Genomic DNA, 25,497 nt, shown 5'->3' on the forward strand with positions numbered 1-25,497 from the left:
ACCGGGCATCAGAGTTCAATTATCGGCGGGAACGCACTATCTGATAGCGGCGAGTGAAGTACTCAAACGGCGCACTCCATACGTGGACCAGACGGGTGAACGGGAATAGCAGGAAGATAGTCATCCCCAGAACCAGGTGCACACGGAAAATCAACGCCACACCATCCAGATGTGCAGATGCGCCGCCCTGGAAGGTCACCACTGACTGCGCCCAACCAACCAGTTTCAGCATTTCACTGCCGTCAGGATGCTGTGCGGAGAACGGGATGGTGGTTAAACCGAGGATACACTGAATCAGCAGAACGCAAAGGATCAGAATATCAGCGGTGGAAGACGTTGCACGTATGCGCGGGTTGGTCAGACGCCGCACCAGCAAGCCTGCGCCACCAACCAGCGTCAGTACGCCACAAAGCCCACCGGCAATCATCGCCATCTGTTGTTTCACCGCAATCGGCAGGAACCAGGCATACATCCAGTGCGGCGTTAGCATGCCGAACAGATGACCGAAAAAGATCCCCAGAATGCCGATGTGGAACAGGTTTGACCACAGCACCATGCCGCGTTTGTCCAGCATCTGGCTGGAAGAGGCGCGCCAGGTGTATTGCCCGTAGTCATAGCGTAGCCAACTGCCGAGGATAAACACCGTACCGCACAGGTACGGGTAGATATCGTAAAAAAAGACGTTCAGGTACTGTATCATTTCGGGCCTCCCGCGCTGACGTCGACATACTGCGGCGCCACGTCCTGGCTAAAGCGTCGTTGATAGTTTTGTAACGGTGAACTGTCGCAGGCGGTGGCGTTATCCTCGATAAACTTCACCTGTTCCTCTTCCCACACCGCATCCAGCGCCTGACGAGTATCATCGCGGGTTTCAGCACCAACCTGCTTAGTGACACTGTCACTTGAAAGAGGGCTTCCGGCAAGCAGCAGCAGGGCGTCAAACAGTTGATACCACGGCGTATCGCGCTGTTTTAAGCGCCCGCCCAACAGAGCCAGAATCGGTGCAACGTTCTGCAGTCCTTCTTTGGCCTGGTCCTCCGGCAACACGCTCAAATACTCCAGATACAACGGCAGGTGATCCGGTAGTTCGCGGCAGTCGAGCTGTAGCCCGACCTTTTCATACTGCGCCAGCAGATCAACCATCGCCTGACCCCGGTCACGGGACTCGGCGTGCACGTGCTCAAACAGCAGCAGAGAGGTGGCCCGGCCCCGGTCAAAGATTTCGCACCATTCCGCTTGTTTATCCAGCAGTGGCGCATTGAGCAATCCCTGGCTAAATTCGGTAAGCATGGGGGCATCGCTGGCCACAAGCGCCAGCGCGTCGTCTTTATACTCCCACAGCAGCTCGTCGGGATATTCCATCAGCAGGCCGATAACCTTCAGGATTTGCATTATTCACCCTCCGCTTTATCGCGCACTTCGGTGATGTCGATTGCATCGATACGGCTACTGTTAAACAGGTTGAATTTGGTATCTGAGCCATGGCAGCCGTCACCGAAGGTAAATCCGCAGCCGTTTTTCTCCGGGAAGGCATCGCGCGCCATTTCACGGTGGCTGGTCGGGATCACAAAGCGGTCCTCATAGTTGGCGATGGCCAGATAGCGATACATCTCTTCAACCTGCTCAACGGTCAAACCCACTTCCTCAATCGCGCGGGTGTCCGTCACGCCTTCCACTGTCTGCGCACGCATATAGTGGCGCATGGCCATCATACGTTTCAGCGCGCGCAGCACCGGACCGGTATCACCCGCACTGAGCATGTTGGCGAGGTACTGAACCGGAATTCGCAGCGACTCAACCGCCGGCAAAATGTTGCCATTGTGCGGCAGTCCGCCCGCGTCGGCGACCGACTGAATCGGTGACAATGGCGGTACATACCAGACCATCGGCAGGGTGCGATATTCCGGGTGCAGCGGCAGCGCCAGTTTCCAGTCCATCGCCATTTTGTAGACTGGCGAACGTTGGGCCGCTTCGATGACGTTGTGCGGAATACCTTGTTTTAACGCCTCTTCAATGACCGCCGGATCGTGCGGATTGAGGAATACATCGCACTGACGCTCATAGAGATCGGTCTCATGCTCGGTGCTGGCCGCTTCTTCGATGCGGTCGGCGTCGTACAGCAATACGCCGAGATAACGAATACGTCCAACGCAGGTTTCCGAACATACCGTCGGCTGGCCGGACTCAATACGTGGGTAGCAGAAAATGCACTTCTCTGACTTACCGCTCTTCCAGTTAAAGTAGATTTTTTTGTACGGACAGCCGCTGATGCACAAGCGCCAGCCGCGACATTTGTCCTGGTCGATCAGCACAATGCCGTCTTCTTCACGCTTATAGATAGCACCGCTTGGGCAGGTGGCGACACAGCTTGGATTCAGGCAGTGCTCGCACAGGCGCGGTAAATACATCATGAAGGTGTTTTCGAACTGGCCGTACATCTCCTTTTGCATCTTCTCGAAGTTACGGTCGCGGGCACGTTTTGAGAATTCGCCGCCGAGTAGTTCTTCCCAGTTGGGGCCCCAGATAATCTTGTCCATCCGTTTGCCGTCAATCAACGAACGTGGACGCGCAGTGGGCTGGTTTTTGCTTTCCGGCGCGCTATGCAGATGCTGATAATCGTAGGTAAACGGCTCATAGTAATCATCGATTTGCGGGATCACCGGGTTGGCGAAAATTTTGGTGATGACGCCCATCTTACCGCCCAGACGCGGTCTTATTTTGCCGTTAACATCGCGAACCCAGCCGCCTTGCCACTCTTCCTGATCTTCCCAGTTTTTTGGATAGCCAATCCCCGGTTTAGTCTCGACGTTGTTAAACCACGCATATTCCATCCCTTCACGCCCGGTCCAGACGTTTTTACAGGTGACGGAGCAGGTGTGGCAGCCGATGCACTTATCCAGATTAAGAACCATGCCTACCTGTGAGCGTATTTTCATTTTTTCGCCTCCTGTACCTGATCGCGACCTTCATCATCCAGCCAGTTAATATTTTTCATTTTTCTAATCATGATGAACTCATCGCGGTTAGAGCCGACCGTACCGTAATAGTTGAAGCTGTATGCCAGCTGCGCATAGCCACCTATCATGTGCGTGGGTTTCGGGCAGACGCGGGTCACCGAGTTATGGATCCCGCCGCGCATCCCGGTCACTTCTGAGCCAGGGATATTCATGATTCGCTCCTGAGCGTGATACATCATGGTCATTCCCGGTGGCACGCGTTGACTCACCACTGCACGCGCGGTGAGCGCACCGTTGGCGTTGAAGGCTTCAATCCAGTCGTTATCCTCAATGCCCAGCTCTTTGGCATCGGTCTCGCTGATCCAGACAATAGGTCCGCCGCGCGACAGCGTCAGCATCAGCAGGTTTTCGCTATAGGTGGAGTGGATCCCCCATTTCTGGTGCGGCGTCAGGAAGTTGAGCGCTTTTTCCGGGAAGCCGTTAGGCGGAACCTCGCGCATTTCACTGACGCTGCGGGTATCGATAGGTGGACGATACGCCACCAGACTTTCACCGAACGCTCGCATCCACGCGTGATCCTGATACAGCTGCTGGCGACCGGACAGAGTACGCCATGGGATCAGCTCGTGGACGTTGGTATAGCCTGCGTTATAGGAAACATGTTCACTTTCCAACCCGGACCAGGTGGGGCTGGAGATGATTTTGCGCGGCTGCGCCTGGATATCGCGAAAACGGATCTTTTCGTCTTCTTTGTTCAACGCCAGGTGCGTATGGTCGCGTCCGGTCATCGCCCCCAGCGCTTCCCAGGCTTTCACCGCCACCTGACCATTTGTTTCCGGTGCCAGGGCAAGGATCACCTCAGAGGCATCCAGCGCGGTGTCAATCAGCGGGCGTCCCTTTGCCGGGCCTTCGCGCTTGGTGTAGTTCAGCTTGCCGAGGAAATCGACTTCCGCCTGGGTATTCCACGCAATGCCTTTCCCGCCGTTACCGAGTTTGTCCATGAGCGGGCCAAGTGAAGTAAAGCGTTCGTAGGTGGCGGGGTAGTCACGCTCCACAACGGCGATATTCGGTGCCGTTTTGCCCGGGAGGAGATCGCATTCGCCTTTGCGCCAGTCCTGAATGTCAAACGGCTGCGCCAGCTCTGCCGGAGAGTCGTGTTGCAGCGGTTGCAATACCACATCCGTTTCTTGTCCAAGGTGTCCGACGCAAACCTCAGAAAATACTTTGGCGATGCCTTTATAAATTTCCCAGTCGCTCTTCGATTCCCATGCCGGGTCGACCGCCGCAGACAACGGGTGAATAAACGGATGCATATCCGAGGTATTCATATCGTCTTTTTCATACCAGGTAGCGGTTGGCAGAACGATATCGGAGAACAAACAGGTACTGGACATACGGAAATCGAGCGTGACCAGCAGATCGAGCTTGCCCTCTATCGCCGCCGACTGCCATTCAACCTCTTCAGGTTTAATACCCTCGCTTGAACCGAGCGCTTCCCCTTGGATCCCGCTTTCGGTACCCAGCAAATATTTGAGCATGTATTCATGCCCTTTACCGGAGGAGCCGAGCAGGTTAGAGCGCCAGACGAAGAGGTTCCGCGGATGGTTTTTGCCGTTATCTGGCTGTTCGCAGGCAAAACGAATATCACCTGACTTCAGCGCCTGTGCGGTGTATTGCGCAGGAGATAGCCCTGCTTGTTCGGCTTTTGCTTTAACGGTCAAAGGGTTGAGGTTAAGCTGCGGCGCAGACGGCAGCCAGCCCATCCTTTCAGCCCGTACGTTAAAGTCAATCAAATGTCCGCTAAACTTCGACGCATCGGCCAGCGGAGAGAGGAGTTCCTGCGCGGTGAGTTTTTCATAACGCCACTGGCTGGAGTGGTTATAGAAAAACGAAGTGCTGTTCATCTGACGCGGTGGTCGGTTCCAGTCCAGCGCAAAGGCCAGCGGCAACCAACCGGTTTGCGGACGCAGTTTCTCCTGACCCACATAGTGCGCCCAGCCGCCGCCGCTTTGTCCCACGCAGCCACAGAACACGAGGATGTTAATCATGCCACGGTAGTTCATATCCATGTGATACCAGTGGTTCACGCCAGCCCCGAGAATGATCATCGAACGGCCATGCGTTTTGTGCGCAGTATCAGCAAACTCACGGGCGATCTGTTCGATATGACGGCGTGGCACCCCCGTAATTTGCTCGCCCCAGGCCGGGGTGTAGGCTTTCACTTCGCTGTAATCTTGCGCGCTATGAACGTCATCCAGACCACGATCGAGGCCATAATTCGCCAGCACCAGATCATAGACGCTCACCACCGGGCAACGGCTACCGTCAGCGAGGGTAAGATGTTTTACCGGCAGTTGACGGATCAGCACCGGTTCTTGTTTTACACTGCGAAAATGTGGGTTTTCGTTGCCGCCAAAATAGGGGAATGCCACGCCGGTCACTTCATCATGCTGACCAAGCAGCGAAAGAGAAAGTTCAGTTTCAGCGCCAGCCGCCAGTGGTTCCAGGTTCCATTTGCCTTTTTCCCCCCACCGAAAACCGATAGATCCGTTCGGGACAACCAGTTCGCCAGCGCTGTTAAAGGCTACCGTTTTCCACTCTGGATTGTTGCTTTCACCCAGGCCATCGACAAGGTCTGAAGCACGCATCATGCGTCCAGGCACGTAGCTGCCATCTTCGCGGGCATCCAGCAAAACCAGCATCGGCATGTCGGTATAGCGACGACAGTAATTGAGGAAATAATCGCTGGGATTGTCGAGGTGGAACTCTTTCAGGATGACGTGGCCCATCGCCATTGCCAGCGCGCTGTCTGTCCCTTGTTTGGGTGCCAGCCACTGATCGCACAGTTTGGCGACTTCCGAGTAGTCCGGCGTAATGGCAATCGTCTTGGTGCCTTTGTAGCGTACTTCTGTGAAAAAGTGCGCATCCGGGGTACGGGTCTGCGGCACGTTAGAGCCCCAGGCGATGATATAGCTGGAGTTATACCAGTCGGCGGACTCAGGAACGTCGGTCTGCTCGCCCCAGGTCATCGGTGACGCGGGGGGTAAGTCGCAGTACCAGTCATAGAAACTCAGACAGGTTCCGCCGATTAGCGAGAGATAGCGTGTGCCGGCGGCATAGGAAACCATCGACATCGCCGGGATCGGGGAGAAACCGACCACGCGATCCGGGCCGTAGGTTTTCACCGTCCAGACGTTGGCGGCAGCAATCAGCTGATTAAGCTCTTTCCAGTTCGAACGGATAAACCCACCGCGCCCGCGTACCTGCTTGTAGCTCTGGCATTTTTGCGGGTCGTTCATAATGGATTCCCAGGCCAGCACCGGATCGGGCTGGCGGGAGAGGGCGTCGCGCCACAATTCGATTAAGCGTTTACGCACCAGGGGATATTTCAGGCGGTTAGCGCTATAGAGATACCACGAGTAACTGGCGCCGCGTGGGCAGCCACGGGGCTCATGATTTGGCAGGTCAGGACGGGTACGCGGGTAGTCGGTTTGCTGCGTTTCCCAGGTCACCAACCCGTTTTTAACGTAGATCTTCCAGCTGCATGAGCCGGTACAGTTAACGCCGTGGGTAGAACGCACAATTTTGTCGAACTGCCAGCGCTGACGATAGCTGTCTTCCCAGTCCCGGTTGGTGTGCATTACTTGCCCATGCCCCTCGGCAAACGTATCGCCCTTTTGTTTAAAGTAGCGAAAGCGGTCTAACAGTTTACTCATGACATAACTCCTGCTTCGATAATATTGCCGACGGTGAATCGAACTCCAGGCCTAATCCGGCCAACCTAAATGTCCGATCCTGCGGTATCCATTTTGTTATTTTTTTTGTGATTTACGGCCATAGACCAACCAGGTCACCAGCACGCAGACGATGTAAAACACGAGGAATATTTTCATTGCGCCTACTGGCGAGCCGGTCAATGCCAGCGATGAGCCAAACGCTTTAGGAATGAAGAAGCCCCCCACAGCGCCAATGGCGGAGATAAACCCCAGGGCGGCTGCAGTATCGGTTACCGCTTCCCGCTGAGCCTGTTCTTCAGTACCACCATGCAGCTTCACCCGATAAATTGTGATTTTGCGAAAGATCACCGCAATCATCTGGAAGGTCGACCCGCTTCCCAGCCCCGCGGTCAGGAACAGCCCCATAAACACCAGATAGAAGGCGACAAAGTTTCCTTCACCTGAACCCGGCAGAGTAAGAAACAGCAGGGCGCTGAACAGTGCCATAAAGATGAAGTTAATTAAGGTGACACGCACACCACCAAACTTGTCAGAGATAACGCCGCCCGCCGATCGTGCAAGCGCGCCGATGAAGGGGCCGAAGAACGCCAGTTGCAGGATATTCACGTCGGGGAACTGGGTTTTCGCCAGCATGGCAAAGCCTGCCGAAAAACCGATAAATGAACCGAAGGTGGCGAGATACAGCAGACTTAATAACCACAGATGAAAACGCTTGAGGACCGGTAACTGAGAGGCAATTGAGGCCTTCGAGCTGGCAATGTCGTTCATTCCCATGCCCGCTGCCACGGTGGCTATCAGCAGTAACGGCACCCATATCCATGCGGCATTGGCCAGCGACAATAACGAGCCGTCAGCTTGCGGTACGCCCTGTACGCCCAAAAAGGTAAATATGGGCAGAAAGATCACCAGTGGCGCGATCAACTGCATCACGCTGACGCCGAGGTTGCCGAGACCACCGTTAACGCCTAATGCGCTACCTTGCTTCGCTTTGGGGAAGAAAAAGCTGATATTGCCCATGCTGGAGGCAAAGTTAGCGCCAGCAAAACCACACATCAGCGCAATGATTATAAATACTCCAAACGGAGTAGCGGTATTTTGCACGGCAAATCCGAGCCAGACGCAGGGAATAACCAGAATAATCGTGCTAAAAATGGTCCAGCGACGACCACCAAATATAGGTACCATAAAGGAGTAGGGCACGCGTAATATTGCACCAGAAAGAGATGGCAATGCCGTTAATAAAAACAGTTGGTCGGTGGTGAAATTAAAACCAATTTTATTCAGATTGACGGCTACGGCGCTAAACAACATCCAGACGCAGAACGCAAGCAGCAGACAACTTACTGATATCCAGAGGTTTCTGCGCGCAATGTACTTGCCTTTATTTTCCCAAAAGCCGGGGTTCTCTGGTTTCCAGTCAGTTAAAAGATAACGATTATTTTTCTCATTTGATGATGACATATTATTCTCCATGCACATGCCGTTCATGAAAAAGAAATAAACGCATGCAGCGCCGCTCGGCTTCTTTTTAGAAACTATTGAAAAGTTTTAGGAATATTGACTGAAAGAATAGATAAAAAAGCGCAATAACGCGGCGTGATGGGAGAATTACACGTTGCTTAAGTGTTACTAATTGTAAACATAAAAGATGTATTGTTAATCCATCTATTACATCAAATAAATAACTCCTGCGTTATCATACGATCAAGATGACGATCGAATGCAGGATCGGCCATTTCCTCAATACCTAATATGTACATACCATCCAGGCCGCAGACTAATGCGATTAAGCGCCATGCGACGTCGGCGGCATCAGGCGCGGATGAGAACTCACCGGCTTTCTGTCCTTGTGTAATGATGTTGGCGGTTTCTTCGTGCCACATTCGCATGGTCAACAGGTAGGCGCTTTTAATTTCCGGATCTTTACCCGCAACAACCTGTGCTTCACGCCATAGCTTAATATAGGGTTCCAGACCACCATCTTCACTGCCTAGCATCGCATGCAGTCGCTCACGGAAACTGGCGTCTTCGCTGACCAGTTCGGCATCAAGTAGGGTGCGGATAAGGCGCACAAATGCCTGGGATTTGAGTTCGCCGGCAGAGGCGAAATGGTGATGTACCTGGCCCGTCGCGACGTGAGCTTCTGCAGCAATGCGTCGAACCGTCATGGCGGAAAATCCTTCTTCAAGTGCGACACGCATTGCTGCTTGCAGAATCACTTCCCGACGTTCATCCCGATTTAGATAGCTCATCATTCCTCCTGTACCCGTATAGATCGCAGTCTAACAAAAAGTTGGACATATGTTCAATTTTCCGTAGGATCGCTAAAGCTGGACATGTGTCCAGTTTTGGTTTCGTTAGGGAGTTTTATGTTTCGTCAGTGGTTAACGTTAGTCATTATTGTGCTGGTCTACATCCCTGTTGCGATTGATGCAACGGTGCTGCACGTTGCCGCGCCCACGCTGAGTATGACGCTGGGTGCCAGTGGTAACGAGCTGCTGTGGATCATTGATATTTATTCCCTGGTAATGGCCGGAATGGTATTGCCAATGGGTGCGCTGGGGGATCGCATCGGCTTTAAACGTCTGCTGCTGTTAGGCGGTGGATTATTTGGTCTCGCATCGCTGGCGGCCGCTTTTGCTCATAGCGCAAGCTGGCTGATTGCCACCCGGGCGGTATTGGCGATTGGCGCGGCGATGATTGTTCCGGCAACGCTGGCGGGTATTCGCGCCACGTTCTCTGAGCAACGGCATCGAAATATGGCTCTCGGCGTCTGGGCGGCGGTCGGTTCCGGCGGTGCGGCGTTTGGCCCACTGGTTGGCGGGATGCTGCTGGAGCACTTCTACTGGGGGTCCGTATTCTTAATTAATGTGCCAATTGTCCTGGTGGTAATGGCCTTAACCGCACGCTTAGTGCCACGCCAGGCCGGACGTCGCGATCAATCGTTAAATTTTGGTCATGCGATCATGCTGATTGTTGCCATTCTGCTGTTGGTTTACAGCGCTAAAACCGCGCTGAAAGGGCATACGGCGACCGTTGCCATCGCCCTGACGCTGTTAACCGGCGCTTTACTGTTGTGGCAGTTTGTCCGTATCCAGCTTGCGGCAGCCCGCCCGATGATTGATATGCGTCTGTTCACGCATCGCATTATCTTGAGCGGTGTAGTGATGGCGATGACCGCGATGATAACGCTGGTGGGTTTTGAGTTGCTGATGGCTCAGGAACTACAGTTTGTTCACGGTTTAACACCATATCAGGCTGGATTGTTCATGCTGCCTGTGATGCTGGCAAGTGGTTTCAGCGGACCGATTGCCGGTATGTTGGTTTCACGCCTTGGATTACGTTGTGTGGCAACGGCGGGCATGGCACTGAGCGCCGTCAGTTTTTACGGCCTGGCGATGACGGATTTCAGTAGCCAACAGGTACAAGCCTGGATTTTGATGGCTTTGCTCGGTTTCAGCGCCGCCAGTGCGCTCCTGGCTTCAACGGCGGCTATCATGGCAGCAGCGCCGGCGGAAAAAGCCGCGGCCGCTGGCGCCATTGAGACAATGGCTTATGAACTGGGGGCAGGACTTGGGATCGCTATCTTTGGCTTACTGCTGAGCCGTAGCTTTTCTGCATCGATTCTGCCGCCAGCCGGACTTAATCCGCAGGAAGTAGAACGAGCCACATCGTCAATGGGGGAGGCGGTACAACTGGCGCACTCGCTCCCGTCGTCACTGAGTGAGGCATTGCTGACGGCTGCCAGAGAAGCGTTCACCTGGTCACATAGCGTGGCCTTAAGCAGCGCCGGCAGCATGCTTATCATATTAGCGATAGGAATGTGGTTCAGTCTGGCAAAGGTACAACGTTAATAACTAGTGAGCTAAATGACAGGGGTAATCCATCTCTTCGACTTCTTTCCCACTCAGTCGAGCGTATTGCCCCGTCAATCTCCAGAACGCAGGCTGTGTTTCCGTATAGATTTCTGCCGCTAATATCAGGCGGCGGCGATCTACCTCATTAAGTTCCAGAAGTGTCCACGGAATAAAGTAGCGATCGCTGTCCGTCAACGTAAACCACAGTGGGCATCCGCAGCCGGAACAGAAGAACCGTTCACCACGATTTGAAGAAGGAAAGTGCGAAGGTTCTGCCGATTCTGGCGACATCAGCGGGTGAGTGCTGGCTTCCAGATACATGGCGATGCCGCCTGACCATTTCTGACACAGCGTACAGTGGCAGGCATAGACATCCAGCATTTCGACGTCAACGGTAAAATGACTCTGTCCGCAAAGACAACGACCAGTGAATGTCTGCACGGCATACTCCTTATGACCGAGTCTACATTAAGAGAAAAAGCCAGCCCTTGAAGGACTGGCTTTGTATTCAGACTACAACAAAATTAGAACTGGTAGTTCAGACCAACAGCCACGATGTTGTCAGTGCTGATCTGCGCAACATTTTTAGTGAAGTTAGTGTCATCCAGCAGGTTGATTTTGTAATCAACGAAGGTGGACATGTTTTTGTTGAAGTAGTAGGTAGCACCCAAGTCTACGTATTCAACCAGATCCTGGTCGCCGTATGCACCCAGATCTTTACCTTTGGATTTCAGGTAAGCGATGGACGGACGCAGGCCGAAGTCGAACTGGTACTGTGCAACAGCTTCAAAGTTCTGAGTTTTGTTAGCAATACCGTCGATTTTACCGAATGTGGTCATATTGCGGGTTTCGGAGTAGGTGGTCGCCAGGTAGATGTTGTTCGCATCATACTTCAGACCAGCAGCCCACACTTCCGCATTCTGACCTGAAGCGTAAAGACCATTGGTGCCGTTGCGCACTTGACGATCGGTACGGTCAGATTTCGCATAGGTAGCACCAACGCCGAAACCTTCGTATTCATAGGTAGTAGACAGACCGAAACCATCACCGTTCGCTTCAACTTCATCGGTACGATCGTTTTTGCCCTGGTACTGAGCGGCAAAGTTCAGACCTTCAACCAGACCGAAGAAATCGGTGTTGCGGTAGGTAGCAACGCCGGTAGCACGCTGGGTCATGAATACGTCGGTCTGGGTCCAGGTATCACCACCGAACTCAGGCAGGACGTCGGTCCATGCGCCGATGTCGTAAGCTACGCCGTAGTTACGACCGTAGTCGAAAGAACCGTATTCAGCGAATTTCAGGCCAGCGAATGCCAGACGGGTTTTGTCTGCTTCGGAACCCTGGCTTTCGGAACGGTTGCCTTTGAATTCGTATTCCCACTGACCAAAACCAACCAGCTGGTCATTGATCTGAGTTTCGCCTTTGAAGCCCAGACGCGCGTAGGTTTTGTCGCCATCGCTGCTGGTGTCGTCAGAGAAGTAATGCTGAGCGTGAACTTTACCGTAGATATCCAGTTTGTTTGCGTCTTTGTTATATACCTCAGCTGCGTTTACCGCACCTGCCGCCAACAGGCTAGTCACTGCCACTGCAACTAATTTAAGTTTCATTCTAAATAATCCTTATAATTTTTTCTTGGTGTGTTTCCTAAACCATTGCTAAACGAAGGGGTTCGTCAATGGCAAACTATTTTTAAATGACGCAGTGGTATAAGTTCAATAATAAGTTTCATAATATTGCGAAATATTTGAATTTGTGTGATCCAGATCTACATAATATAGCTGATTGTATTAATCTTTATATGTGACAAATCTGAATGGGTATATTTACGTAGGGGACTATTGTGCCGTCTATGGTTTAAATGGCGTTAGTCACGCAGGTATAATATATACATACTGAGGAATATAGATAAGCATGCAATATTTTCGGGAGTTAATTAATCACCAATTATTTAACATTAAATTAAACAAAAATAAACATAAACCACAAGTGGAATGAACATTTATTATTCATTAATTTGATTACAGTGTAGCCGGGTTTTAGATTTACGCGATAAAACCCGGATTTTTTTCAGGCGCGGCGTGTTGCCAACCAGCAAAGTAGCGAACCCGCACAAACCATCAATGCACCCTGCCAGAAAGATAGCGACAACGGGGCGCTGAGTAACACAGCAGCCAGAGCAGAGGATAGCACTGGGGTAAAATAGGAACCTACGGCCATGATGGTCACGTTGCCATGCAAAATGCCAATATTCCACGCCGCATAGGCAAATCCTAACGTTAATGCCGCTGAGAACATTTTAATAGTCACCGAAGTGCTGAAATTCATTTCTGGTTGCGGAGTCATAAAATAGTAAACCCACAAACTTGCAGCCGTTAGTAAAACGAATACGGTAATACCGTTAAAGCCTTTTGCGTATTTATTGGTCACCGTGCAATACGTTGCCCAGATAAATGCGCCAAGAAAGGCGAGGAAATAGCTCAGCGGGCTGCTGGCAACGTTGTTTATAATTTCACCAGGATTAAGGCCATTTTCGCCACCCAATACCCAACAAACCCCGGTCAATGCGATAATTAATCCAGGGATTACCAGCCAGGTTGTTTTTTGACCATTAAATAAAATAGCAAACAATATCGTCAGACTCGGCCAGAGATAATTGACCATACCGACTTCAATAGCCTGGTGACGAGTAGCCGCATAACCGAGAGCCAGCGCTAAACATATTTCATAGGTAACAAAAAGCACGCTACCGGCGATTAAATAACGCACAGGAATTTTTCTGATATTCGGAAATCCAACGGTAAAAATCAGCAACAGGCCACTTAACGAAAAAATCATTGCTGCGCCACCCGCAGGACCCAGTCCTTCACTTACCCCACGCATTAGCCCGACCATTGTGCTCCAGAGCACGATGGCAATGAGCCCAATTAACGTCGCTTTTTGTTTTGTCATTCTGATTGTCTGTCCATGGTGCTGGCAAAAATTCAAGCTGAAATTTATAGCACTTTTACACCGTAGCGCGCTAACTAATTACCTTTCACCTACCCCTTTATGGGTACAAAGGTTAAACAAAGTGCACTATTTAGTAGCGGAACCGTTTCGTTATTGATTTGACGCAAAAAAAATATGGATATAGCTGATAGTTTCGTCGCGAAGTTGTACATGTCATCTTTCAATTATGCCGCGCTGGCGCGATTTGAGAGATGTCCTGTACGAATCCCTGCAAAAAAGAGGAAAGCAATGGACGTCAGCCGCAGACAATTTTTTAAAATCTGCGCGGGCGGTATGGCGGGAACAACAGTAGCTGCTCTGGGTTTTGCACCCAAAATGGCACTGGCTCAGGCGCGAAACTATAAGCTGTTACGCGCCAAAGAGATCCGAAACACCTGCACATACTGTTCCGTAGGTTGCGGGCTATTAATGTATAGCCTGGGAGATGGAGCAAAAAACGCCAAAGAGTCGATTTACCATATTGAAGGGGATCCGGATCATCCGGTGAGCCGTGGGGCATTATGCCCTAAGGGCGCAGGATTACTGGATTACGTGCACAGTGAAAACCGTCTGCGTTACCCGGAATACCGTGCACCAGGTTCCGACAAATGGCAGCGTATCAGCTGGGATGAAGCATTTACCCGTATCGCGAAGCTGATGAAAACTGACCGTGACGCTAACTTTATTGAGAAGAATGAGCAGGGCGTAACGGTAAACCGCTGGCTTTCAACCGGGATGCTGTGTGCATCTGCGGCAAGTAATGAAACCGGCATGCTGACGCAAAAATTTGTGCGCTCACTCGGCATGCTGGCAGTAGACAACCAGGCGCGCGTCTGACACGGACCAACGGTAGCAAGTCTTGCTCCAACATTTGGTCGCGGTGCGATGACCAACCACTGGGTTGATATTAAAAACGCTAACGTCGTGATGGTGATGGGCGGTAACGCCGCTGAAGCACATCCGGTGGGATTCCGCTGGGCGATGGAAGCCAAAAACAACAATGATGCCACGCTGATTGTTGTTGACCCTCGTTTTACACGTACAGCTTCGGTGGCGGATATCTATGCGCCAATTCGTTCCGGCACGGACATTACGTTCTTGTCCGGCGTCTTGCTGTACCTGATTGAAAACAACAAAATTAACGCTGAATACGTTAAGCATTACACCAACGCCAGCCTGCTGGTACGGGATGACTATGCTTTTGAAGACGGTCTGTTCAGCGGGTACGATGCGAAAAAACGCCAATACGATAAATCATCCTGGAACTACCAGTTCGATGAAAACGGCTACGCGAAACGTGATGAAACGTTAAGCCATCCTCGCTGTGTCTGGAACCTGCTAAAACAGCACGTTTCCCGCTACACGCCGGATGTGGTGGAAAACATTTGTGGTACGCCGAAAGAAGACTTCCTGAAAGTCTGCGAAGTGCTGGCTTCCACCAGTGCAGCCGATCGCACCACCACGTTCCTGTACGCGCTGGGTTGGACTCAGCATACCGTCGGGGCACAGAACATCCGCACCATGGCGATGATCCAGTTGCTGCTCGGCAACATGGGGATGGCAGGTGGCGGTGTCAACGCCTTGCGCGGCCACTCCAACATTCAAGGGTTAACCGACTTAGGTCTGCTCTCTACCAGCCTGCCGGGCTACCTGACGCTGCCGTCAGAGAAACAGACAGACCTGCAAACCTATCTGGCCGCAAACACGCCAAAAGCGACATTGGCCGATCAGGTTAACTACTGGGGCAACTATCCGAAGTTCTTCGTCAGCCTGATGAAATCTTTCTACGGCAATGCAGCGCAGAAAGAAAATGACTGGGGCTTTGAGTGGCTGCCGAAGTGGGATCAGTCCTACGACGTCATTAAATACTTCAACATGATGGATAGCGGGAAAGTCACCGGCTACATCTGTCAGGGCTTTAACCCTGTTGCGTCCTTCCCGGACAAAAACAAAGTGGTGCAGAGCCTCAGCAAACTGAAGTATCTGGTGGTTATCGATCCGTTGGTGACCGAAACCTCAACGTTCTGGCAGAACCACGGTGAATCAAACGACGTTGATCCGGCGTCGATTCAGACCGAAGTCTTCCGTTTGCCTTCTACCTGCTTTGCAGAAGAAGACGGTTCCATCGCCAACTCCGGCCGCTGGCTGCAGTGGCACTGGAAAGGTCAGGATGCCCCTGGCGAAGCCCGCAACGACGGAGAAATCCTGGCCGGTATTTACCACCGTCTGCGCGACATGTATCGCACTGAAGGCGGTAAAGCTGTAGAACCCGTTCTGAAAATGAGCTGGAACTATAAGCAGCCGGACGAACCGCACTCCGAAGAAGTGGCGAAAGAGAACAACGGCTATGCGCTGGAAGATCTCTATGATGCCAACGGCGTGCTGGTTGCGAAGAAAGGTCAGTTGCTCAACAGCTTTGCGCTGCTGCGCGATGATGGTTCTACGTCATCATCCTGCTGGATTTATACCGGTAGCTGGACCGAGCAGGGCAACCAGATGGCCAATCGCGATAACGCCGACCCGTCAGGTCTCGGGAATACGCTGGGCTGGGCCTGGGCATGGCCGCTGAACCGTCGCGTGCTGTATAACCGCGCTTCGGCGGATCCGCAGGGTAAACCGTGGGATCCAAAACGCATGCTTATCCAGTGGAACGGTACGAAGTGGACGGGGAACGATATCCCGGACTTCAATACCGCGGCACCGGGCAGTGGCACCAATCCGTTTATCATGCAACCGGAAGGGCTGGGGCGTCTGTTTGCTATCGATAAGATGGCGGAAGGTCCGTTCCCGGAACACTACGAGCCGATGGAAACGCCGCTGGGCACTAACCCGCTGCACCCGAATGTGATCTCCAACCCGGCAGCGCGTCTGTACGAAGCGGATAAACTCCGTATGGGCACGAAACAGGACTTCCCGTACGTCGGGACGACCTATCGTCTGACCGAACATTTCCATACCTGGACCAAGCACGCATTGTTGAATGCGATTGCCCAGCCGGAGCAGTTTGTGGAAATCAGCGAAACGCTGGCGGCAGCGAAGGGGATCAACAACGGCGATCACGTGAAAGTCAGCAGCAAACGTGGATTTATTCGCGCAGTTGCCGTGGTCACTCGTCGTCTGCGTACCCTGAACGTCAACGGTCAGCAGGTAGAAACGGTTGGGATCCCAATCCACTGGGGCTTTGAAGGAGTCGCGCGTAAAGGCTTTATCGCCAACACCCTGACGCCGAATGTCGGTGATGCAAACTCGCAAACGCCGGAATACAAAGCGTTTTTAGTTAACATCGAGAAGGCGTAAGGGAGGCGAACATATGTCTATGGAAACGCAGGACATCATCAAACGGTCCGCAACAAACTCCATCACGCCGCCGCCTCAGGCCCGTGATTACAAAGCAGAAGTCGCGAAGCTGATCGACGTTTCCACCTGCATAGGCTGTAAGGCCTGTCAGGTGGCATGCTCAGAGTGGAACGATATCCGCGATGAAGTTGGCCACTGCGTCGGGGTTTATGACAACCCCGCCGATCTCAGCGCCAAGTCCTGGACGGTGATGCGATTTACCGAAACCGAACAGAACGGCAAGCTGGAGTGGTTGATTCGTAAAGACGGCTGTATGCACTGTGAAGATCCGGGCTGCCTGAAGGCGTGCCCGTCTGCCGGGGCCATCATCCAGTACGCCAACGGGATTGTCGATTTCCAGTCAGAGCACTGCATTGGCTGCGGCTACTGTATTGCCGGGTGTCCATTTAATATTCCGCGCCTCAATAAAGAGGATAACCGGGTGTATAAATGTACGCTGTGTGTGGACCGCGTCAGCGTCGGGCAGGAACCTGCCTGCGTGAAAACGTGTCCGACCGGGGCAATACATTTCGGCACCAAGCAGGAAATGCTGGAAATGGGCGAACAGCGTGTGGCAAAACTGAAAGCTCGCGGTTTTGAACATGCCGGTCTCTACAACCCGGAAGGTGTGGGCGGCACGCACGTCATGTACGTTCTGCATCATGCCAACCAGCCTGAACTGTATCACGGTCTGCCAAAAGACCCGCAGATAGATACCTCTATCAATCTGTGGAAAGGGGCGCTGAAGCCGCTGGCCGCTGCCGGATTTATCGCCACCTTCGCCGGACTGATTTACCACTACATTGGTATTGGTCCGAATAAGGAAGTGGACGACGACGAGGAGGATCATCATGAGTAAGTCGAAAATGATTGTGCGCACGAAGTTTATCGACCGCGCCTGTCACTGGACGGTGGTGATCTGCTTCTTCCTGGTAGCGCTGTCGGGGATTTCATTTTTCTTCCCGACTCTGCAATGGCTGACGCAAACCTTCGGTACGCCGCAGATGGGACGCATTTTACACCCGTTCTTCGGCATACTGATCTTCGTGGCGCTGATGTTCATGTTTGTACGCTTTGTGCACCACAACATCCCGGATAAGAAAGATATTCCGTGGCTGAAAAACATTGTGGAAGTACTGAAAGGCAATGAACACAAAGTGGCGGATGTGGGCAAATACAACGCCGGGCAGAAAATGATGTTCTGGTCGATTATGAGCATGATTTTCGTGCTGCTGATTACCGGTATCATTATCTGGCGTCCGTACTTTGCGCAGTTCTTCCCGATGCAGGTCGTGCGCTATAGCCTGCTGATCCATGCGGCTGCGGGGATTATCCTGATGCACGCCATCCTCATCCATATGTATATGGCATTCTGGGTGAAAGGATCGATTAAAGGTATGGTCGAAGGGAAGGTGAGCCGTCGTTGGGCGAAGAAACATCACCCACGTTGGTATCGCGAAGTTGAAAGACAAGAAGCGAAAAAAGAGAGCGAGGAAGGGGTTAACTAATCCCTGATGTTCCCTCTACGCAATGGCGCTACATCGGTAGCGCCATTTTTTTGCCAAAAAAACGTCATGTTTCTGTCATCTGCTGAACGTAAGGTGTTGTCTTTCCGATAATAGAAGAGTTAAAAGACAATGCATCTGGTGAAAAAATTACTCGCAGTCAGCGTGTTTCTTTGTGCTTCAGCTCAGGCGCAGAACATCCTCGAATTTCCTCAGCCGGAGAACAACCCGGAAGAGTTTTATGCCGTAACCGAAATTCCGGCAGGTGGAATGATTAAATATGAAACCGACGCCAAAACCGGTTTTATCGTTGCCGATCGCTTCCAGTCAATGCCGGTTGCCTATCCCGCCAACTACGGTTCACTCACCCAGTCTTTAGCCGGTGACGGTGACCCGCTGGACGTCATTTTTTATACCCGTGCGCCGCTTGCTCCGGGAACGTTGATTAAGCTGCGCGCTATTGGCGTCCTGAAGATGATCGACGGCGGTGAAAAGGACGACAAAATTGTCGCCGTTCCGGCCAGTAAAATTGACCCCACTTATGACGACATCAAAGAGTTGAGCGATCTGCCCAAGATTGAAGTTCAACGTCTGGAATCTTTCTTCCGCGTGTACAAAGATCTGCCGGAAGGGCGCAAGAAGGTCGAATTAAACGGTTTCAATGACGCCGCTACGGCAAAGCAAGAGATCAAACAGGCCTGGGATGCCTGGAAAGAGAGAAAACCGCAGCAATAAATGGTATGCCGGATGACAAAAGTATATCCGGCATTTATATCACTGTACCGCCAGCTTACGCAGACGTGAAATATCCACGCTTTTTTGGGCCTCTGCCAGACTCCAGGTATTTTGCAGGTTTAACCACATTTCGGGTGAACTGCCAATCACTACGGAGAGTTTAATCGCCATCTCAGGCGTCAGAGCCGCTTTCCCGGTTAATAGTCGACTTGCCGTTGACGGTGCAATCTCCATAGCTCTGGCAAACTCGCGCAGGCTGACATTGAGTTCTTCCAGCGCTTCCTGAATGATATCCCCAGGACGGGGATGATTTGCCATCTTCATCAATGATAGTCCTCGTAATCCAGTATGTACGCGTCGCCATTGACGAATTCAAACGTAATACGCCAGTTACCTGAAACAGAAATTGCCCATATGCCGTCGCGTTCACCCACCAGAGGATGTAGCTTATAACCGGGCATATTGATATCTGTAACCTTGCTTGCCGCATCAATAACGGCAAGTCTGTGTCGTAATCGTCGGACATGTTTCGCAATAACGCCTGATGTTCGTCCATGAAGAAACAAATCGCGCAATCCCTTGTGCCTGAAGTTCATGATCATCCGTATCATCCTTGTTCCTTCAAGAGGAACACTACCATCAATGTTCCGTTAAACGCAACACCAAGATTGCGATATTTAAAATTGTGCGGCGAATGTGCAAAAAGAAAAAGGGAGAAGGGGAATAACTGGAAAGCGTCACGCAAGAATTGCCGGATGCCTGGCCTACACGCGCATTTTGCTGATGTAGGCCGGATAAGCTTGCGCCATCCGGCAATAAAGATTACTCCAGTTGTGCGTTCAGACGTTCAATCTCTTTACGCCATTGCGCCTGTAACAACGGTTTTTGATGTTTCGGCTTGCGGGCGAGATCGTCGGCCAGACGCTGCTCAAGATCGAGAAGTTGTTCCAGCAATCTATCGCTGTCACCGCTTATTTCAGTTTTCGCTTCAGCCACCGTTTTGGGAACGGTTATCTCCGCGGACGTTTCCCGAATACGCGCATTGACCGCATCCAGATCGTGCCATTCACTGAGTTCGCCATTGTCGATTAACCAGAACCGGTTGCAGCTTTGGCTGATAAGCTGCCGGTCGTGACTGACCAGCAACACGCCGCCGTTATAGCTTTGTAGCGTTTCTGCCAGCGCCTCTTTGCCTTCCATATCCAGATGGTTGGTCGGTTCATCGAGCATCAGCAGACTGTAGCGCGCAAGCGTCAACCCAACAAACAGTAACCGGGAGCGCTCACCGCCGCTTAACGTGCTGACTCGCTGCGCATGGCGAACCCACGGAAATCCCGCGCTAATCAACGCCATCTTGCGAATCTCTGGCTGCGGGGCAAACGCTTCCAGCGCGTCAAACAATGAATCGTTATCGGCAAGCTGATGCAGCGTCTGGTCGTAATAACCCAGGGTAACGCGCGGGTGTAACACCAGTGAAGGTGATGCCAGCTGTGACTGAAACTGTTGCCAGATAAGCCTTAACAGCGATGATTTCCCGCAACCGTTACGCCCGACAATCGCCACGCGATCGCCGCTTTTTAACCGGATACCGGCAATGGAAAACAGTGTATCTGCACCGGGAGCAGGGGCTACAGACAGATTGGTCATCTCCAGCAAACGATCTGCACGCAGGGCATCACCCTGCAATGTTAGTGTCCACTGACTTCCTGACGTTACTTCTGTTTGCACCTCTTTCAGGCGCTGTACCTGTTTTTCCATCTGCTTTGCCTTGCGGGAGAGATCTTCGTTGTCGTAGACCCGCCCCCAGGTTGCCAGCCGTTTGGCGCTGGCAGTCACCCGGTCTATCTCTTTTTGCTCAGCCTTGTGGCGCAGAGCATCGCTGACATCTCTTTCTGCCAGAGCCTGACGCGCCGCGCTACAGGGTAGATCAAACGCATGGAGAGTGCGATCGCGCAAGATCCAGGTTCCATGAGTCACCGCGTCCAGCAGTTGCGGGTCGTGGGAGACCACCACAAAACTGCCAGACCAGTTCTGTAAGAACTGCTCAAGCCACAGTAATGTAGGCAAATCCAGGTGGTTACCCGGTTCATCCAGCAGCAGCAAGTCAGGATTACGCATCAGTGCCCGCGCTAATAGCAAGCGCGTGTGCTGGCCACCGCTCAATGTTTGCGCAGTCAGAGATAAATTCTCTGGTGTAAAACCCATTTCGGCAAGCAGTGCTTCAACCCGCCACTGCTGAGCTGCGCGTTCATGCTCGGGAAGTTGAGCGAGAACGGCTTCCTGCAGCGTAAGCGGCAGTATATCGTCAGGTAGATGTTGTTCTACACGCGCGAGATGGCAGTGATTCGCCTGCGCGATTGCCCCACTGGTGGGCGAGATCGTGCCATCGAGCAGTTTTAACAGTGTGCTTTTACCGCAGCCGTTGTAACCGATAAGCCCGATGCGGTCGCCTTTTTTCAGGGTAAAGGAAAGATCGTCGAATAGCGTGCCGAATGCCGTATCAACGTGTAAGGATTGTGCGGTTAGTAATGTGCTCATTGTTGCTTACTCAAGAGTTACAGGCGTGAAAACGCCTCGTCAAACATCGCTGACGATAACCCGGTAAGCCCGAGAGAAGGGGATTTAGAAGTTAGCTTCGCTCAAGCAGAAGTTATCGCAGCACGATACCGATAACGCTTGAGCACTGGCGATCGCCAAAAGCATGTGAAACGATAAAACGTTCACAGTACAGCATAAGTATCCTCCTTTTGTTTTTCAGAATGTTAATCGGTGGTGAAAGTGTAATCGTAAGTTACGCAAAAGCGCAAGTGTTGAACGCCCGGCAGCAGTGTGCCGCCGGGCAAACCGTCAAATAGAGGTACGACGGTAGTCGCGATATTCTGCCTGCCAGAAATTATCGTCAATAGCCTGTTGCAGCGCTTCGGCGGAGGTTTTCACTGCCACACCTTGCTGCTGAGCCATTTTACCGACGGCAAAGGCAATGGCGCGAGAAACGGTCTGAATATCTTTCAGTTCCGGTAGCACCAGACCTTCACCGTTGAGCACCAGCGGTGAATACTGCGCCAGCGTTTCACTCGCCGACATCAGCATTTCATCAGTGATGCGCGATGCGCCAGACGCAATCACACCCAGGCCGATACCCGGGAAGATATAGGCGTTGTTACACTGGGCGATTGGGTAAATTTTATCTTTCCACAGTACCGGTGCGAACGGACTACCGGTCGCAACCAGCGCGTTACCTTCGGTCCAGGCGATAATATCCTGTGGTGTAGCTTCAACACGGGAAGTGGGGTTGGACAACGGCATGACGATCGGACGCGGACAATGCTTGTGCATTTCGCGGATGATCTCTTCGGTAAACAGGCCGGTTTGTCCGGAAACGCCAATCAGGATATCCGGCTTAACGTTGCGGACCACATCGAGCAACGACAGCACATCTTCTTGGGTATCCCAATGCTGGAGATTTTCGCGTTTTTGCACCAGTTTGGTTTGGAAGGAGAGCAGGTTCGGCATTTTGTCTGTTAACAGGCCGAAGCGATCGACCATGAATACGCGTTGACGCGCCGCTTCTTCACTTAAACCTTCACGCTGGATCTGCGCAATGATCTGCTCGGCGATCCCGCAACCGGCGGAACCTGCGCCGAGGAAGACGATGTTCTGTTCACTCAACTGGCTACCGGCCGCGCGGCTAGCCGCAATCAGCGTACCGACAGTAACCGCCGCGGTGCCCTGAATATCGTCGTTAAACGAGCAAATTTCATCACGATAACGGGTCAGCAGTGGCATAGCGTTTTTCTGGGCGAAATCTTCAAACTGCAACAGCACATCCGGCCAGCGATGCTTCACGGCCTGGATGAATTCATCAACGAATTCGTAGTATTCATCATCAGTGATACGCGGATTGCGCCAGCCCATATACAGCGGATCGTTCAGCAGTTGCTGATTGTTGGTCCCCACGTCCAGTACCACCGGAAGAGTATAGGCCGGGCTAATTCCGCCACATGCGGTATACAGCGACAGTTTACCGATTGGAATACCCATCCCGCCGATCCCCTGATCGCCAAGACCTAAAATACGTTCGCCATCGGTGACAACGATGACCTTGATATTGTGGTTAGGGACGTTTTGCAGGATATCGTCCATATTGTGGCGGTTCTGATATGAGATAAACACGCCGCGTGCGCGACGATAAATCTCAGAGAAACGCTCACAGGCCGCGCCGACCGTTGGGGTATAGATAACTGGCATCATCTCATCCAGGTGATTATGCACCAGTCGGTAAAACAGGGTTTCGTTGGTGTCCTGGATGTTGCGCAGGTAAATATGTTTGTCGATTTCGGTTTTGAATCCCTGATATTGGATCCAGGCGCGTTCAGCCTGTTCCTCAATCGTCTCGACCACTTCCGGCAGTAACCCCAGCAGGTTGAAGTTACGGCGTTCTTCCACACTGAAGGCGCTCCCTTTATTCAGTAAAGGGAATTCCAGCAGTACCGGGCCAGCGTAGGGGATGTAAAGGGAACGCAATTTTTTGGTTTCGTTTTCCATGTCACTCACTCTTTTTTGAATAACCGTCCCTGGCGCTCTTTATGATCGTATGTAGCCTGTCCGCCAGGGAAACGGGCGAAGTATAAAGCATTGTGAATGGGTTAAGGGGTTTTATAAGCAAAAACACCACTGCGGTTGCAATGGTGTTTATCTCGTTACTCAGTCAGACGTGCGAAAGGCTACTTGCCGTCAGTGCGGCGCTTTCTTCCAGTAGGATTATTGACCACGTTGGTTTTGTCACCTTCGGTCACGATTTTACGTTGATTTGAGATTTTGTGGTCCAGTCCGAGAATATGACGGGCCTGACGGTTCGATTTCATTCTAACTCCTTAATCCTGTTACTGGTTTCAAGGGCGAGCCCGTATGAGAACGGACGAAATACAACCTGATATAAAGCCGATGTTCAACATAACGGCTTTCTGGATGGTCGGTCATTTTATCTGAAAGGTCAATGCTTAAGCGGCAAATGAGAACTATCCCGTATGTAACATGCTTTTTCTCAGCCGTCCTATACTAGTAACTCCGACGACAACACAGGAGAGCGGTAATGACTATCCATAAGAAAGGTCAGGCACACTGGGAAGGCGACATTAAGCGCGGCAAAGGCACTGTGTCGACCGAAAGTGGCGTGTTGAATCAGCAACCGTATGGGTTTAATACACGATTTGAAGGTGAGAAAGGCACCAATCCTGAAGAGTTGATTGGCGCGGCCCATGCAGCCTGCTTCTCGATGGCACTTTCGCTGATGCTGGGTGAAGCGGGGTTTACCCCAGATGCCATTGATACCACTGCCGATGTTTCTCTGGATAAAGTAGATGCCGGGTTTGCGATCACTAAAGTCGCGTTGCATAGCCAGGTGAGCGTGCCGGGGATAGACGCCGCCACGTTTGACGGCATCATCCAGAAAGCAAAAGCCGGATGCCCGGTATCGCAGGTACTGAACGCGGAAATTACGCTGGATTATCAGCTGAAGTCTTAATCGTGGCGTGCCGGATGCGACTGCGTCTTATCCGGCCTACGACTGTGCCGGATGTAAGTCAGTCTTATCCGGCACCTGATGATGTTATTGCGCTACCCAACCGCCATCCATATTCCACGCCACGCCGCGCACCTGCGCCGCACCGTCTGAACACAGAAATAGTGCCAGCTCACCTAACTGTTCCGGCGTAACGAATTCGCGCGACGGCTGCTTTTCCGCCAGCAGGGCGTCACGCGCAGCCTCAGGCTCTGCGCCTTCGGCAATACGCTTATCGATCTGCTGCTGAACCAGCGGCGTGAGCACCCAGCCGGGACACAGCGCATTGCTGGTGACACCCGTCTGCGCGGTTTCCAGTGCGATGGTCTTGGTGAATCCCACCACGCCGTGCTTCGCCGCTACGTAGGCAGATTTCTCTTTTGAGGCCACCAGGCCGTGAACAGAAGCGATATTAATGATGCGCCCCCAGTTTCGCGCGCGCATACCAGGAAGCGCCAGACGCGTGGTGTGAAAAACGGAAGAGAGATTAATGGCGATAATCGCGTTCCATTTATCAACCGGGAAGGTTTCCACCGGGGATACATGCTGGATCCCCGCGTTGTTGACCAGGATATCAACACCGCCGAATTCGCTCTCGGCATAGCGCATCATGTCGGCAATTTGCGCTTCATCGCTCAGATCCGCTCCATGATAACCTGGCGTTTTGCCATATTGCGCAACAGCGTCTTTGGCGGCATCCACATCACCAAACCCGTTGAGGATCAGGGTGGCGCCCGATTGCGCCAGCACCTGTGCGATACCTAATCCGATACCGCTGGTCGAGCCGGTAACCAGGGCGGTTTTTCCCGTTAAGTTCATGAT

20 protein-coding genes and 1 pseudogene are annotated in these 25,497 nt (G+C 52.3%); 6 read left to right on the forward strand and 15 right to left on the reverse strand.

Annotated features, from left to right (window positions below; translation table 11 throughout):
• Positions 1-19: 19 nt before the first annotated feature.
• From narI to OGX97_RS07005, 6 genes are all read right to left on the reverse strand, one after another.
• Positions 20-700, reverse strand: a complete 681-nt coding sequence (narI, locus tag OGX97_RS06980; protein ID WP_003833047.1) for a respiratory nitrate reductase subunit gamma — start codon at positions 698-700, stop codon at positions 20-22.
• A complete protein-coding gene (gene narW, locus OGX97_RS06985; protein WP_048214176.1) occupies positions 697-1,392 on the reverse strand; it encodes a nitrate reductase molybdenum cofactor assembly chaperone in 696 nt (231 codons plus the stop codon). The genes narI and narW overlap by 4 nt, the downstream gene beginning before the upstream one ends.
• Entirely contained in the window at positions 1,392-2,936 is a 1,545-nt protein-coding gene (gene narH / locus OGX97_RS06990; protein WP_008784807.1) for a nitrate reductase subunit beta, read from the reverse strand. The genes narW and narH overlap by 1 nt, the downstream gene beginning before the upstream one ends.
• On the reverse strand, positions 2,933-6,673 hold the full coding sequence (locus OGX97_RS06995) for a nitrate reductase subunit alpha (protein WP_008784806.1): 3,741 nt from the start codon (positions 6,671-6,673) through the stop codon (positions 2,933-2,935). The genes narH and OGX97_RS06995 overlap by 4 nt, the downstream gene beginning before the upstream one ends.
• Positions 6,674-6,769: 96 nt before the next feature.
• Positions 6,770-8,155, reverse strand: coding sequence for a NarK family nitrate/nitrite MFS transporter (locus tag OGX97_RS07000; protein WP_235123721.1), 1,386 nt, complete (start codon positions 8,153-8,155; stop codon positions 6,770-6,772).
• Between the two features lie 212 nt (positions 8,156-8,367).
• The gene (locus OGX97_RS07005; RefSeq protein WP_057068227.1) at positions 8,368-8,946 is read right to left on the reverse strand and encodes a TetR family transcriptional regulator; all 579 of its coding nucleotides are present in this window, start codon (positions 8,944-8,946) and stop codon (positions 8,368-8,370) included.
• Positions 8,947-9,063: 117 nt separating this feature from the next.
• Here OGX97_RS07005 and OGX97_RS07010 point away from each other — a divergent pair, with 117 nt between their 5' ends.
• Positions 9,064-10,548 (forward strand): MFS transporter, encoded by a 1,485-nt coding sequence (locus OGX97_RS07010; protein WP_008784803.1) that lies wholly within the window; start codon positions 9,064-9,066, stop codon positions 10,546-10,548.
• 3 nt (positions 10,549-10,551) lie between these two features.
• Here OGX97_RS07010 and OGX97_RS07015 read toward each other — a convergent pair whose 3' ends face one another.
• The 3 genes from OGX97_RS07015 to yddG form a co-directional block, all read right to left on the reverse strand.
• Positions 10,552-10,992 carry a GFA family protein gene (locus OGX97_RS07015; protein ID WP_008784802.1) on the reverse strand — a complete coding sequence of 147 codons (441 nt, stop codon included), beginning with the start codon at positions 10,990-10,992 and terminating at the stop codon, positions 10,552-10,554.
• 83 nt (positions 10,993-11,075) lie between these two features.
• A complete protein-coding gene (gene ompD, locus OGX97_RS07020) occupies positions 11,076-12,158 on the reverse strand; it encodes a porin OmpD (RefSeq protein WP_008784801.1) in 1,083 nt (360 codons plus the stop codon).
• Positions 12,159-12,618: 460 nt separating this feature from the next.
• Complete coding sequence (gene yddG / locus OGX97_RS07025) at positions 12,619-13,500, reverse strand: aromatic amino acid efflux DMT transporter YddG (RefSeq protein WP_048214181.1); 882 nt, start codon at positions 13,498-13,500, stop codon at positions 12,619-12,621.
• 288 nt (positions 13,501-13,788) lie between these two features.
• On the opposite strand from yddG, the gene fdnG reads away from it, so the two are divergent.
• From fdnG to OGX97_RS07045, 4 genes and pseudogenes are all read left to right on the forward strand, one after another.
• The gene (gene fdnG / locus OGX97_RS07030) at positions 13,789-16,836 is read left to right on the forward strand and encodes a formate dehydrogenase-N subunit alpha (protein WP_095533095.1); all 3,048 of its coding nucleotides are present in this window, start codon (positions 13,789-13,791) and stop codon (positions 16,834-16,836) included.
• A gap of 13 nt (positions 16,837-16,849) precedes the next feature.
• Positions 16,850-17,734 (forward strand): formate dehydrogenase N subunit beta, encoded by an 885-nt coding sequence (fdnH, locus tag OGX97_RS07035; RefSeq protein WP_003833024.1) that lies wholly within the window; start codon positions 16,850-16,852, stop codon positions 17,732-17,734.
• Complete coding sequence (gene fdnI, locus OGX97_RS07040) at positions 17,727-18,383, forward strand: formate dehydrogenase-N subunit gamma (protein ID WP_003020054.1); 657 nt, start codon at positions 17,727-17,729, stop codon at positions 18,381-18,383. Before fdnH ends, fdnI begins: the two co-directional genes overlap by 8 nt.
• Positions 18,384-18,512: 129 nt before the next feature.
• Positions 18,513-19,113 (forward strand): annotated as a pseudogene (locus tag OGX97_RS07045) (inorganic diphosphatase); the annotation flags it as partial.
• Between the two features lie 41 nt (positions 19,114-19,154).
• Here the strand turns inward: OGX97_RS07045 and OGX97_RS07050 are convergent.
• From OGX97_RS07050 to sra, 5 genes are all read right to left on the reverse strand, one after another.
• Positions 19,155-19,439, reverse strand: coding sequence for a HigA family addiction module antitoxin (locus OGX97_RS07050; protein WP_003833018.1), 285 nt, complete (start codon positions 19,437-19,439; stop codon positions 19,155-19,157).
• A complete protein-coding gene (locus OGX97_RS07055; protein ID WP_060683726.1) occupies positions 19,439-19,717 on the reverse strand; it encodes a type II toxin-antitoxin system RelE/ParE family toxin in 279 nt (92 codons plus the stop codon). Before OGX97_RS07055 ends, OGX97_RS07050 begins: the two co-directional genes overlap by 1 nt.
• Positions 19,718-19,937: 220 nt before the next feature.
• Positions 19,938-21,653, reverse strand: a complete 1,716-nt coding sequence (locus OGX97_RS07060; protein WP_060682195.1) for an ABC-F family ATP-binding cassette domain-containing protein — start codon at positions 21,651-21,653, stop codon at positions 19,938-19,940.
• 309 nt (positions 21,654-21,962) lie between these two features.
• Positions 21,963-23,660 carry a malate dehydrogenase gene (gene maeA, locus OGX97_RS07065; RefSeq protein WP_003833011.1) on the reverse strand — a complete coding sequence of 566 codons (1,698 nt, stop codon included), beginning with the start codon at positions 23,658-23,660 and terminating at the stop codon, positions 21,963-21,965.
• Positions 23,661-23,839: 179 nt separating this feature from the next.
• On the reverse strand, positions 23,840-23,980 hold the full coding sequence (sra, locus tag OGX97_RS07070) for a stationary-phase-induced ribosome-associated protein (RefSeq protein ID WP_003833009.1): 141 nt from the start codon (positions 23,978-23,980) through the stop codon (positions 23,840-23,842).
• Positions 23,981-24,207: 227 nt separating this feature from the next.
• Between sra and osmC the strand changes: the two genes are divergently transcribed.
• Positions 24,208-24,639 (forward strand): peroxiredoxin OsmC, encoded by a 432-nt coding sequence (osmC, locus tag OGX97_RS07075; protein ID WP_003833007.1) that lies wholly within the window; start codon positions 24,208-24,210, stop codon positions 24,637-24,639.
• Positions 24,640-24,723: 84 nt separating this feature from the next.
• Here osmC and OGX97_RS07080 read toward each other — a convergent pair whose 3' ends face one another.
• Positions 24,724-25,494: a 3-hydroxybutyrate dehydrogenase gene (locus OGX97_RS07080; RefSeq protein WP_125363648.1), complete on the reverse strand. Its 771-nt coding sequence runs from the start codon at positions 25,492-25,494 to the stop codon at positions 24,724-24,726.
• Positions 25,495-25,497 lie beyond the last annotated feature (3 nt).

The sequence above is a fragment of the Citrobacter sp. Cpo061 genome, assembly GCF_030332845.1.
GTDB classification, from domain to species: Bacteria; Pseudomonadota; Gammaproteobacteria; order Enterobacterales; family Enterobacteriaceae; genus Citrobacter; species Citrobacter portucalensis.

Coding starts and splice junctions, on each gene's coding strand:
- narI (WP_003833047.1), bottom strand. CDS start 700: ATGATACAGTACCTGAACGTCTTTTTTTACGATATCTACCCGTACCTG.
- narW (WP_048214176.1), bottom strand. CDS start 1,392: ATGCAAATCCTGAAGGTTATCGGCCTGCTGATGGAATATCCCGACGAG.
- narH (WP_008784807.1), bottom strand. CDS start 2,936: ATGAAAATACGCTCACAGGTAGGCATGGTTCTTAATCTGGATAAGTGC.
- OGX97_RS06995 (WP_008784806.1), bottom strand. CDS start 6,673: ATGAGTAAACTGTTAGACCGCTTTCGCTACTTTAAACAAAAGGGCGAT.
- OGX97_RS07000 (WP_235123721.1), bottom strand. CDS start 8,155: ATGTCATCATCAAATGAGAAAAATAATCGTTATCTTTTAACTGACTGG.
- OGX97_RS07005 (WP_057068227.1), bottom strand. CDS start 8,946: ATGAGCTATCTAAATCGGGATGAACGTCGGGAAGTGATTCTGCAAGCA.
- OGX97_RS07010 (WP_008784803.1), top strand. CDS start 9,064: ATGTTTCGTCAGTGGTTAACGTTAGTCATTATTGTGCTGGTCTACATC.
- ompD (WP_008784801.1), bottom strand. CDS start 12,158: ATGAAACTTAAATTAGTTGCAGTGGCAGTGACTAGCCTGTTGGCGGCA.
- yddG (WP_048214181.1), bottom strand. CDS start 13,500: ATGACAAAACAAAAAGCGACGTTAATTGGGCTCATTGCCATCGTGCTC.
- fdnH (WP_003833024.1), top strand. CDS start 16,850: ATGTCTATGGAAACGCAGGACATCATCAAACGGTCCGCAACAAACTCC.
- fdnI (WP_003020054.1), top strand. CDS start 17,727: ATGAGTAAGTCGAAAATGATTGTGCGCACGAAGTTTATCGACCGCGCC.
- OGX97_RS07050 (WP_003833018.1), bottom strand. CDS start 19,439: ATGAAGATGGCAAATCATCCCCGTCCTGGGGATATCATTCAGGAAGCG.
- OGX97_RS07055 (WP_060683726.1), bottom strand. CDS start 19,717: ATGATCATGAACTTCAGGCACAAGGGATTGCGCGATTTGTTTCTTCAT.
- OGX97_RS07060 (WP_060682195.1), bottom strand. CDS start 21,653: ATGAGCACATTACTAACCGCACAATCCTTACACGTTGATACGGCATTC.
- maeA (WP_003833011.1), bottom strand. CDS start 23,660: ATGGAAAACGAAACCAAAAAATTGCGTTCCCTTTACATCCCCTACGCT.
- sra (WP_003833009.1), bottom strand. CDS start 23,980: ATGAAATCGAACCGTCAGGCCCGTCATATTCTCGGACTGGACCACAAA.
- osmC (WP_003833007.1), top strand. CDS start 24,208: ATGACTATCCATAAGAAAGGTCAGGCACACTGGGAAGGCGACATTAAG.
- OGX97_RS07080 (WP_125363648.1), bottom strand. CDS start 25,494: ATGAACTTAACGGGAAAAACCGCCCTGGTTACCGGCTCGACCAGCGGT.